Origin of the sequence: Streptomyces sp. NPDC001549 (genome assembly GCF_042894025.1) — a bacterium.
GTDB classification, from domain to species: domain Bacteria; phylum Actinomycetota; class Actinomycetes; order Streptomycetales; family Streptomycetaceae; genus Streptomyces; species Streptomyces kutzneri.
Genome location: NZ_JBIAVJ010000008.1, coordinates 318472 through 330028 on the forward strand (window position 1 = coordinate 318472; position 11557 = coordinate 330028).

The window sequence follows — 11557 nt, forward strand, 5'->3', positions numbered from 1 at the left end:
TTGCACATTGCGTTGCTTGTCACACAACGACGTTTTTCCGCGAGGAGTGCCCTGTGACCTCGACCAGCCTGCCGGACAGCCTGATCGCCACTCTCCCCGGCTCCTACTACACCGATCCCGGGATCTTCGCCCAGGAGCAGGAGCACATCTTCGAGGCGATGTGGTTCTGCGTCGCGCGCTCCTCGGAGCTTGCCAAGCCGGGTGCCTTCAAGACCGTGGACGTGGGCCGCGAGAGCATCCTCCTCACCCGCTCGCGCGACGAGTCCATTCGCGCCTTCTTCAACGTCTGCAGGCACCGCGGCGCCAAGCTCTGTACCGAGGAGACCGGCGAGGTCAAGCGGGCCTTCCAGTGCCCGTACCACGCCTGGACGTACGACCTGAACGGCAAGCTGGTCGCCGCGCCCAACCTCACCAGGATGCCGGACGTCGGCCGTACCGAGTACGGCCTGGTGGGCGTGCGGGTACGCGAATGGCTCGGGTACGTCTGGGTCTGCCTGGCCGAGAATCCGCCTTCCTTCGAGGACCAGGTCATCGGCGCGGTCCGCACCCGGCTCGGCGACGTGGAGTCCATCGAGCACTACGACATGGCGAACCTCGAGGTCGGCAGGCGGATCGTCTACGACGTCAAGGCGAACTGGAAGCTCATCATCGAGAACTTCATGGAGTGCTACCACTGCGCCACCATCCACCCCGAACTCACCGAGGTGCTCCCCGAATTCGCGGACGGCTACGCCGCGCAGTACTACGTCGGTCACGGCGCCGAATTCGGCACGGACATCAAGGGCTTCACGGTCGACGGCTCGGAGGGGCTCGATCGTATCCCGACCGTCACCGAGGACCAGGACCGCCGCTACTACGCGGTCACCATCAAGCCCCAGGTCTTCATCAACCTCGTGCCCGACCATGTGATCTTCCATCGGATGTACCCGGTGGCCGCGGACCGCACGATCGTCGAGTGCGACTGGCTGTATCTGAAGGACGTCGTGCGCGGCGGCAAGGACGTCAGCCGCTCCGTCGAGCTCTTCGACCGGGTCAACCGGCAGGACTTCGACGCCTGCGAGCGCTGTCAGCCGGCGATGAGCTCGCGCCTGTACGCCAAGGGTGGTGTCCTGGTGCCCAGCGAGCACCACATCGGCGCCTTCCACGACTGGGTACGCGAACGCCTCGGCACCCGGCAGCCGGAGTAACGGCGGCCCGAGCGCCCGGGGTGCCAGGCGTGCAGCGTGCGGTCAGCCCAGGTAGCCCATCCGGTGGCTGATCTCCTCTGCGCCCTTGACCAGTACCGGTGCGAGCTCGTGCATCCGCTCCTCGGTGAAGCGGTAGGAGGGTCCGGAGGCGCTGACCGCGGCGATGACCTCGCCGTCCCGGGAGCGGACCGGAGAGGCCATGGCATGCAGGCCGATCTCCAGCTCCTCCAACGTCCAGGCATAGCCGCGCTCCCTGGCCTCGGCGAGGTTCTTCTCGAGCTTCGTCTTCGAGGTCAGGGTGTGTGGCGTGAGCTTCTCCAGGCCCGCGTCCGCGAGGAGTTCGGCGCGCTGCTTCGCGGGGAGGTGGGCCAGAAGGATCTTGCCGCTGGAGGTGGCGTGCAACGGGGTGAGCTGGCCGACCCAGTTGTGCGCGGTGATGGCGCCGGGGCCGCGCACCTGGCAGAGGTTGATCGCGAACTGCTTCTCCATGATGGCGATGTTCACGGTCTCGCCGATTTCCTCGGCGAGCCGCTCGCAGACCGGGCGGCCCTGCTGTGTGATGTCGATACGACCGGTGACCGCACCGGCCAACCGTACGATGCCGAAGCCGAGGCAGTACTTGCCGCGCTCGCCCGCCTGTTCCACCAGCCCGCGTGCCTCCAGGGCGCCGAGCAGCCGGAAGGCGGTGGATTTGTGGACGTCGAGCTCCGCGGCCACTTCGCTGACGCCGGCCTCGCCGCGCTGGGCCAGGATCTCCAGCACACTGATGGCGCGGTCGACGGACTGCACGCCACCGCCCTGTGGTCCCGCCGTCTCGCTATCTGCGGTGAAGTTGCTCATGGTGCAACTATACGCACGGTAAACAACGGCGCGGGCGGAAGCGAGAAGGGGCCTCAAGCGGATCAAGTTGCGCGGCTTGCAACCTAGTGCGTATAGCGCTACCCGTACTACCATGCCGCGCATATCGACGACGCGAGCGAGACGAGGCAGGCCATGGCCCCCTTGCAGTATGACTTCGTCATCGTCGGCGGCGGTTCGGCCGGCAGCGCCCTGGCCAACCGGCTCTCCGCCGAGCCGGGCAACCGCGTGCTGGTGCTGGAGGCCGGCCGGTCCGACTACCCCTGGGATGTCTTCATACACATGCCCGCGGCGCTGACCTTCCCCATCGGCAGTCGCTTCTACGACTGGAAGTACGAATCCGAGCCCGAGCCCCACATGGGCGGTCGGCGCGTCTACCATGCCCGCGGCAAGGTGCTCGGCGGTTCCAGCAGCATCAACGGCATGATCTTCCAGCGCGGCAACCCGATGGACTACGAGCGGTGGGCGGCCGACCCGGGGATGGAAACCTGGGACTACGCCCACTGTCTGCCGTACTTCAAGCGGATGGAGAACTGCCTGGCGGCGGAGCCCGACGACGAGTTCCGCGGCCACGAGGGCCCGCTCGTCCTCGAACGCGGCCCGGCCTCCAGCCCGCTCTTCCCCGCCTTCCTCCAGGCCGTCCAGGAAGCCGGCCACCCCCGCACCGACGACGTCAACGGCTATCGGCAGGAAGGCTTCGCGCCCTTCGACCGCAACGTCCACCGCGGCCGCCGCCTGTCGGCCTCGAAAGCGTACCTGGGGCCCGTGAAGAGGCGGCCGAACCTTGACGTCAGGACACGTGCCCTGGCCACTCGCGTGCTCTTCGAGGGCAAGCGCGCAGTCGGCGTCGAGTACCGGCGCGGCCGCGGCAAGGTGCGGCAGGTGCGCGCCCGCGAGGTCATCCTGTGCGGCGGTGCGATCAACTCCCCGCAGCTGCTGCAGCTCTCCGGCGTCGGAAACGCCGAGGAACTCGAGCCGCTCGGCATCGACGTCGTCCACCACCTGCCGGGGGTGGGTGAGAACCTGCAGGACCATCTGGAGGTCTATGTCCAGCACGCCTGCAAGCAGCCGGTGTCCATGCAGCCGTACCTCGCCAAGTGGCGCGCTCCTCTCATCGGCCTCCAGTGGCTCTTGCGCAAGGGCCCGGCCGCGACCAATCACTTCGAGGCGGGGGGCTTCGTCCGCAGCAACGAGGATGTGGACTACCCCAACCTGATGTTCCACTTCCTGCCCATCGCGGTCCGCTACGACGGGTCCTCGCCCGCCGGCGGGCACGGCTACCAGGTGCACGTCGGACCCATGTACTCCGACGCCCTCGGCTCCGTGAAGATCAAGAGCAAGGACCCGCGCGAGCATCCGGCGCTGCGCTTCAACTACTTGTCCACCGAACAGGACCGACGTGAGTGGGTCGAGGCGATCCGGGTGACCCGCAAGCTCCTCAACCAGCCCGCGCTCGCCCCGTACAACGACGGGGAGATCTCGCCCGGACCCTCCGTGCGGAGCGACGAGGAGATCCTCGCCTGGGTCGCGAAGGAGGGTGAGACCGCCCTGCACCCCTCCTGTACCTGCAAGATGGGCACGGACGAGATGGCCGTCGTAGACCCGGAGAGCATGCGGGTGCACGGCGTGGAGGGGCTGCGCGTTGTGGATGCCTCCGTGATGCCGTACGTCACCAACGGCAACATCTACGCACCCGTGATGATGATCGCGGAGAAGGCCGCCGACCTCATCCTCGGCAAGGAGCCGCTGCCGCCCTCCAAGGCCTCGTACTACCGGCACCGCGACCCGCGGTGAGAGAGCTGCTGAAGAACGTCCGCTACGAGGTCCTGCCGGCGAAGTCCACGCAGGACAAGGTTCTCGCCCATGTGCCGCGCGATGTGGTGGTGACGGTCACGGCGTCGCCGGTGAAGGGCCTGGAGCCGACGCTGGATCTCGCGACCCGGCTGGCGGTGGAGGGGTACGGCGTCGTGCCGCATGTGCCCGCCCGGCTCCTCAGGGACGGCGCCCATGTGGCGGAGGTCGTCGCACGGCTGCGGGAGGCGGGCGTGGACGACGTCTTCGTACCGGCCGGGGACGCGGATCCGCCCGCCGGACCGTACGAGGGGGCGCTGCCCGCGCTGCGGCGGCTGGGCGAGCTGGGCAGCCCCTTCAGCAGGGTTGGCATCACCGGCTACCCGGAGAGCCATCCGCTCATCGACGACGACACCACCATCCAGGCGATGTGGGACAAGCGTGCCCACGCCACGTACATCGTGAGCAACCTGTGCTTCGACCCCCGCGTGCTGGGCGAGTGGGTGACGCGGGTCCGCCGCCGGGATGTCACCCTCCCGGTGCACGTGGGCGTGGCCGGGCCCGTCGAACGTACGAAGCTCCTGGCGATGGCGGCGAAGATCGGTGTGGGGGAGTCGACGCGCTTCCTGGCCCGGCACGCTTCCTGGTTCGTGCGCTTCGCGGCGCCGGGCGGCTATGCGCCGGAGCGGCTGCTGCGGCGCGCCGCGCCCGTGCTGACAGCGCCCTCGGCGGCGGTCGCGGGCCTGCACCTGTTCACCTTCAACCAGATCGCCGAGACCGAGCGCTGGCGACGCGGCATGCTGGAGCGCCTCGACGTCCGGGCCGGACCCGGGGCGTAGCCCCGGTCAGGACAGGGGCGGGGTGGGGGAGACAATCCTGTCCGGCGATCGCGTACCGTTCAGCGGAAGACCACCGTGCGGCTTCCGTCCACCATGACGCGGCTCTCGCTGTGCCACTTGACCGCGTGCGCCAGCACCTGCGCCTCCACGTCCCGCCCGACCGTGACCAGCTCGTCCGGGTCGAGCGAATGATCCACACGGACCACGTCCTGCTCGATGATCTGCCCTTCGTCCAGGTCCGGCGTCACATAGTGCGCCGTGGCGCCGACCAGTTTCACACCGCGCTCGTACGCCTGCTGATACGGGCGCGCGCCCTTGAAACTGGGCAGGAAGGAATGGTGGATGTTGATGGCCCGGCCCTCGAGTTGCTTGCACAGGTCGTCGGAGAGGATCTGCATGTAGCGGGCGAGCACCACCAGGTCGATGTCCAGCTCGCGGACCAGCTCCATGAGGCGTGCCTCGGCGTCGGCCTTGGTGTCCTTGGTCACCGGGATGTGGTGGAAGGGGATGCCGTAGGTCCCGGCCAGTTCCTCGAACTCCCGGTGGTTGGAGACGACGGCCGGGATTTCTATGTTGAGCGCGCCGGTGCGCCGGCGGAAGAGCAGGTCGTTCAGGCAGTGGCCGAACTTCGAGACCATGATGAGCGTACGGGTCGGGGTAGAGGCGTCCCGAAGAGTCCACGAGATCCGAAATGCCTCGGCGACGGGGCCGAATCGGTCACGCAGATTCTTCACGTCGGTGTCCGGGTCCGACACATCGAAGTGGACCCTCATGAAGAAACGGCCCTGAAGCCGCTCGTCGAACTGCTGGCTCTCCAGGATGTTGCCGGAGTTCCTGACCAGATAGCCGCTCACGGCGTGAACCAGTCCGGCCTGGTCCGGGCACGAGAGCGTGAGGACGTATTCACGGCCAGGTTGCGGTCGAGGGGACATGCACGGCCTCCGTTGGTGCGTATTGCACAACAGGGTGAGTGATGCGCAACATGGTCGGCCTGTCGTGGCCCTTGGTCAAGGGAGCCGGGGCAACGGGCTCAGGGGGCGGATCCGCCCGCCGCACCCTCTTGACGAAGGTCACACGGTCGGCCAGGGTGTTCCATCACAAGCAATGCGGTGCATCATGCGCAACGGAACTTCGCTCGAAGGGCTGCGCTCGTGGCAGATCTGTATCTGGACGGAGAATGGTGCGATCCGGTTGCCGGAGGTCACCGGGAGATCCGCTGCCCCGCAGACGGCACGCTGGCCGCGGTCGTGTCCGAGGGGACGCGGTCCGACAGCGGCGCCGCGATCGCCGCGGCCCGCCGGGCATTCGACGACGGCCCCTGGCCGCGCACCCCCGAGCGGGATCGCGGCGCGCTGCTGCTGCGCACCGCCGATCTGATCGCGCGCGACGCCAAGGAGTTCGCCCGCGCCGAATCGCTGGACACCGGCAAGCGGCTGGTGGAGAGCGAGTACGACATCGCCGATGTGGTCTCCTGTTTCCGCTACTACGGCGGGATCGCGGGTACCAGCGCCGGCCGGGTGATCGACACCGGGCGCGACGACGCCGTCAGCCGCGTCACCTACGAGCCCGTCGGTGTCTGTGGGTTGATCACTCCGTGGAACTACCCGCTGCTCCAGGCGTCGTGGAAGGTCGCCCCCGCGCTTCTGGCCGGGAACACGATCGTTCTCAAGCCGAGTGAACTCACTCCCTCCACATCGATCCTGCTGATGCGGGTACTTGAGGAGGCCGGCCTGCCGGCCGGCGCCGCCAACCTCCTGCTGGGCACCGGCCCCGAGGTGGGCGCATCGCTGTCCGAAGACCCCGCCGTCGACATGATCTCCTTCACCGGCGGCCTGGACACCGGCCGAAGGATCATGGCCACGGCCGCCGCGACCGTAAAGAAGGTCGCCCTCGAACTGGGCGGCAAGAACCCCAACGTCGTCTTTGCCGACGCCGATTTCGATACCGCTGTGGACTTCGCTCTCACGGCCGTCTTTCTGCATTCCGGGCAGGTCTGCTCGGCCGGTGCCCGCCTGATCGTGGAGGACTCGCTGCACGACGCCTTCGTCGACGAGGTCGTGCGCCGCGCCGGGCGCATCCGTCTGGGCGGCCCCTTCGATCCCGAGGCCGATACGGGACCGCTGATCTCCGCACAGCATCGGGACAGGGTCGAGGCGTATGTCGCGGCCGGCCTCGCCGAGGGCGCCGTACTGCGATGCGGCGGCAGCCGCCCGGAGGACCCCGCGCTCGCGGAAGGCTACTACTACCCGCCGACCGTGCTCGACGAGTGCAGGCAGGACATGCGCGTGGTGCACGAGGAGTCCTTCGGGCCCGTGCTGACCGTGGAGCGCTTCAGCGGCGAGGACGACGCCGTACGCATCGCCAACGACACCGAGTACGGACTCGCCGGAGCCGTATGGACGCAGGACGCGGGCAAGGCCCAGCGGGTCGCGCGACGGCTGCGCCACGGCACGGTGTGGATCAACGACTACCACCCCTATGTGCCGCAAGCGGAATGGGGTGGCTTCGGACACTCGGGCGTGGGCCGGGAACTGGGACCGACCGGTCTGGACGAATACCGCGAGCCCAAGCACATCTGGCAGAACATCCAACCCCGGCCGCAGCACTGGTTCCGCGGCTGAACGCCGAAGAGAGGTCGATCGTGACCCCCAAGCAGACTGTACTGCCGCAGCGGCGCGGCACGTCCAAGGACCAGGACGCTGCCCCGGTCATTTCCGTGCGCGGGTTGTGGAAGGTGTTCGGGCCCAAGGCCGACCAGGTGCCGGACTCCGAGGAGCTGTGCGGGCTCACGCGCCGTGAGCTCATGGACCGTACGGGATGCACCGCCGCCGTACGGGATGTGAACTTCGAGGTGTCGCCGGGCGAGGTCTTCGTCGTCATGGGCCTGTCCGGCTCCGGCAAGTCCACGCTGGTGCGATGTCTCACCCGGCTGATCGAACCCACCGCGGGGGAAGTCGACTTCGAGGGTGAGGACATCCGTGGCGCCGACGCCAGACGGCTGCGTGAGCTGCGGCGGCGCAAGTTCTCCATGGTCTTCCAGCACTTCGGGCTGCTGCCCCACCGCCGGGTCGTCGACAACGTCGCGTACGGACTGGAGATACGTGGGATGGGCAAGGCCGAGCGTAACCGGCGCGCCCAGGAGGTGGTCGAACTCGTAGGCCTGGCCGGATATGAGAACTCCTACCCCGAGCAGCTGTCCGGCGGCATGCAGCAGCGAGTCGGTCTCGCCCGGGCGCTCGCCGGCGATCCGGACGTGCTCTTCTTCGACGAGCCGTTCTCGGCGCTCGACCCGCTGATCCGCCGCGACATGCAGAACGAGGTCATCCGGCTGCACCACGAGGTCGGCAAGACCATGGTGTTCATCACCCATGACCTGTCCGAGGCGCTCAAGCTCGGCGACCGCATCCTCATCATGCGCGACGGCAAGATGGTTCAGTGCGGCACGGGTGACGAACTGGTCGGCGCGCCCGCCGACGACTACGTCCGGGAATTCGTCCGGGACGTGGCCCGCGCCGAGGTCCTGACCCTGCGCTGGATCATGCGGGCCCCCGAGCCCGGCGACCCCCTCGACGGCCCGGAGCTGGGCCCGGACGTCGTGGTGCGTGAGGCGACGCGGGCGGTGCTCGCCGCCGACAAGCCGGTCAAGGTCGTCGAGGACGGGCGGCTGTTGGGCATCGTCGGGGACGAGGAGATCCTCGCGGTCGTGGCGGGGCAGGAAGGCGGCGCGTGATGGCCGTCGTCGCCGAACCGGCCGTGCGGGTCGCGTCCGTACGCGGGGTCCGCCGCAGCGCCGTGGTGGCCGCGATCCTGGTCGCCTGGCTGGTGCTGTTCGCCGTTCTGCGCGGGCGCCAGACCCTGGCGCTGGCGGCGGCCGACCTGACGGACCTGCACCGCTGGTTCAACTCGGTCAACGACACCATCGGGGCGAACCGCAACAGCAATCCGGTCTTCCTCTACTTCTTCAATGAGATCCGGCTGGTCATCGACACTCTCGTGACCTTCATCCAGTCACTGATCTCCCAGCCGTCGGCCGGGCGTCCGGTCCCTGTCATCGGCTGGCTGGGCGTCGTCGCCCTGGTCGGGTACATCTCCTGGGCCTTCGGGAACATCCGCGTCGCTGCCCTGGCCGTGGCCGGGTTCGTCTTCTTCGGGCTGCAGGGACTGTGGCAGGAGAGCATGGACACCCTGGCCCTGACCCTGTCGGCGGTCTTCGTCTCCCTGCTCATCGGGATCCCGCTCGGTATCTGGGCGGGGCTCTCCGACCGGGTGAACCGCGCCATCGCACCCTTCCTCGACTTCATGCAGACGATGCCGACCTTCGTCTACCTGGCCCCGCTGACGCTGTTCTTCCTCATCGGCCCGGCATCCGCCACGATCGCCACGCTCATCTACGCGGCGCCTCCCGCGATCCGCATCACCGCGCATGCCATCCGCGAGGTGCCCGCCACCACGGTCGAGGCCGCCGAGTCGCTGGGATCCACCCGGCGGCAGACGCTCACCAAGGTGCTGCTGCCCATGTCCAAGCGGACCGTCGTCATGGGCGTGAACCAGACCATCATGGCGGCGCTGTCCATGGTCACCATCGCCGCTCTGATCGACGCGCCCGGCCTGGGCAAGACCGTCGTCAAGGCGCTGCAGACCCTCGACGTGGGCGTCGCCTTCAACGCCGGCCTCGCCATCGTCGTCATGGCCATCGTGCTGGACCGGGTGACGACCGCGGCGGGCGACCGGGTGGAGGCCGCCAGGAAGCGCGGCGCCGGCCGCTTCGGGAAGTGGCGCCGGCCCCTGCTGCCGGCCGGCGGCGCGGCGGCCGCGGTGTGCGTATGGCTGTCCCACACCTATGTGTGGGCGGCCGAGTTTCCCGGCGACGCCGCGGCCGGCGGCGCCATCGCGCGTACGGCGGACTCGGTCAGCCTGTGGACGCAGGACACCTTCGGCGGACTGACCAACGGAGCCAGGGATCTGATCACCACAGCGCTGCTCAACCCTTTCGAGACGCTGCTCACCGAGTCCCCGTGGTGGCTGGTCGGCGCGGTCCTCGTCGCCGTCGGCGCCGTGTTCGGCGGGTGGCGCGCGGGTGTCACGGCCGCGGCCTGCGTAGCCTCGCTCGTCGCGACCGGCGTGTGGTCGGACAGCATGACGACGCTGGCCTCCACGGCGGTGGCGACCCTGATCGTCCTGCTGCTGGGTGTCGTGGTCGGCGTGTGGATGGGGCGCAGTTCCCTGGCCGACCGGATGATCAGACCCAGCCTCGACGCGGGCCAGACCATGCCCTCGTTCGTGTATCTGGTGCCGTTCCTGGCGCTGTTCGGCGCCACGCGCTTCACGGCGATCACCGCCGCGGTCGTCTTCGCCGCCCCGGTGACGATCAAGATCATCGCAGACGGTGTGCGAGCGGTGCCGCAGACCACGGTGGAGGCCGCCACCGCGGCCGGCTCGAGTACCTGGCAGATCATCACCAAGGTCCAGCTCCCCATGTCACGCAGCGCCCTGACGCTCGCGACCAACCAGGGCCTGATCTATGTCCTGTCCATGGTGGTCGTGGGCGGACTGGTCGGTGCGGGCGCCCTGGGCTACGACGTCGTAGCCGGTTTCTCCCAGGGTGAGCTGTACGGCAAGGGCCTGGCGGCAGGCCTGGCCATCGTTCTGCTCGGGGTCATGTTCGACCGCATCACCCAGGCAGCGGCACGGCGGAGGGCGAGGAGGCCCGGCGCCCGCTAGGCCGCCCACATCCCGGCGCTCACAGGAACAAGCACAGGAGGCAGCACAAGATGGGCAACTTCATGACACCATCGCGTCCCGCGAGACGGCGGGCCGCCATGGCCGGTCTCGCGGCGCTGGGCCTGGCCGTCGTCACCGGTTGCGGCGGCGCCAAGGTGGGCGAGTCGGGATCGGGTGCTTCGGGCGGTGTTTCCGGCAAGTGCGGTACGTTCAACCTCGCGGTCAACCCCTGGGTCGGATACGAGGCCAACGCGGCGGTCATCGCGTATGTCGCAGAGAAGGACCTCGGGTGCCAGGTCACCAAGAAGGACCTCAAGGAAGAGGTCGCCTGGCAGGGGTTCGGCACCGGCGAGGTGGACGCCGTCGTCGAGAACTGGGGCCACGACGATCTGAAGAAGAAGTACATCACCGACCAGAAGACCGCTGTAACGGCCGGCACGACCGGCAACAAGGGAGTCATCGGCTGGTTCGTGCCGCCGTGGCTGGCCAAGGAACACCCGGACATCACTGACTGGAAGAACCTCAACAAATACGCCGCCGACTTCAAGACGTCGGAGTCGGGCGACAAGGGTCAGTTCCTCGACGGCGACCCGTCGTTCGTCACGAACGACGCCGCACTGGTGAAGAATCTGGGGCTCGACTACAAGGTTGTCTACGGCGGCAGCGAGGCGGCGCTCATCCAGGCGTTCCGGCAGGCCGAGGCCAAGAAGACCTGGTTGATCGGGTACTTCTACGAACCGCAGTGGTTCCTCTCGGAGATCGACCTGGTCAAGGTGAATCTGCCGGAGTACACGGACGGCTGTGACGCCGTGGCGGAGAAGGTCGCCTGCGACTATCCCGAATACCGGCTGGACAAGATTGTCGGCAAGAAGTTCGCCGACTCGGGGAGCCCCGCCTACGACCTCGTGAAGAACTTCACCTGGACCAACGAGGACCAGAACCTCGTGGCGAAGTACATCGCCGAGGACAAGATGCCGCCGGAGGCGGCGGCCAAGAAGTGGGTGGACGCCAACCGCGACAAGGTCGACGCCTGGCTCAAGAAGAGCTGATCCCCGGGACAGCCGACAAGCCCGTCTGCGGGACGGGCGAACAAGCACAGCCGTGCCCGGCGGGCTGCCGTGACAGCCCGCCGGGCACGGCTGTTTTCCGCCCCGGTCACGG

The 11557-nt window shown here is 68.3% G+C and carries 9 protein-coding genes; 7 read left to right on the forward strand and 2 right to left on the reverse strand.

Annotation, left to right across the window (positions count from 1 at the left end):
- Positions 1 to 53: 53 nt before the first annotated feature.
- Entirely contained in the window at positions 54 to 1187 is a 1134-nt protein-coding gene (locus ACFY04_RS16855; protein WP_389117332.1) for an aromatic ring-hydroxylating dioxygenase subunit alpha, read from the forward strand.
- Positions 1188 to 1229: 42 nt separating this feature from the next.
- On the opposite strand, the gene ACFY04_RS16860 is transcribed toward ACFY04_RS16855, so the two are convergent.
- Positions 1230 to 2027: an IclR family transcriptional regulator gene (locus ACFY04_RS16860; RefSeq protein WP_389117333.1), complete on the reverse strand. Its 798-nt coding sequence runs from the start codon at positions 2025 to 2027 to the stop codon at positions 1230 to 1232.
- A 153-nt stretch (positions 2028 to 2180) separates the two neighbouring features.
- On the opposite strand from ACFY04_RS16860, the gene betA reads away from it, so the two are divergent.
- Positions 2181 to 3839 (forward strand): choline dehydrogenase, encoded by a 1659-nt coding sequence (gene betA / locus ACFY04_RS16865; RefSeq protein ID WP_389117334.1) that lies wholly within the window; start codon positions 2181 to 2183, stop codon positions 3837 to 3839.
- Positions 3836 to 4675, forward strand: a complete 840-nt coding sequence (locus tag ACFY04_RS16870) for a 5,10-methylenetetrahydrofolate reductase (protein ID WP_389117335.1) — start codon at positions 3836 to 3838, stop codon at positions 4673 to 4675. The genes betA and ACFY04_RS16870 overlap by 4 nt, the downstream gene beginning before the upstream one ends.
- A 59-nt stretch (positions 4676 to 4734) precedes the next feature.
- On the opposite strand, the gene purU is transcribed toward ACFY04_RS16870, so the two are convergent.
- Positions 4735 to 5607: a formyltetrahydrofolate deformylase gene (purU, locus tag ACFY04_RS16875; RefSeq protein ID WP_389117338.1), complete on the reverse strand. Its 873-nt coding sequence runs from the start codon at positions 5605 to 5607 to the stop codon at positions 4735 to 4737.
- Between the two features lie 219 nt (positions 5608 to 5826).
- Between purU and ACFY04_RS16880 the strand changes: the two genes are divergently transcribed.
- Genes ACFY04_RS16880 through ACFY04_RS16895 form a run of 4 tightly spaced genes read left to right on the forward strand, consistent with a single transcriptional unit; the run spans position 5827 to position 11445 of the window.
- A complete protein-coding gene (locus ACFY04_RS16880) occupies positions 5827 to 7296 on the forward strand; it encodes an aldehyde dehydrogenase family protein (protein ID WP_389117340.1) in 1470 nt (489 codons plus the stop codon).
- Between the two features lie 20 nt (positions 7297 to 7316).
- Complete coding sequence (locus ACFY04_RS16885; protein WP_389117342.1) at positions 7317 to 8405, forward strand: glycine betaine/L-proline ABC transporter ATP-binding protein; 1089 nt, start codon at positions 7317 to 7319, stop codon at positions 8403 to 8405.
- Positions 8405 to 10396: an ABC transporter permease gene (locus tag ACFY04_RS16890; protein WP_389117344.1), complete on the forward strand. Its 1992-nt coding sequence runs from the start codon at positions 8405 to 8407 to the stop codon at positions 10394 to 10396. The genes ACFY04_RS16885 and ACFY04_RS16890 overlap by 1 nt, the downstream gene beginning before the upstream one ends.
- 50 nt (positions 10397 to 10446) lie before the next feature.
- Complete coding sequence (locus ACFY04_RS16895) at positions 10447 to 11445, forward strand: ABC transporter substrate-binding protein (protein WP_389117346.1); 999 nt, start codon at positions 10447 to 10449, stop codon at positions 11443 to 11445.
- Positions 11446 to 11557 lie beyond the last annotated feature (112 nt).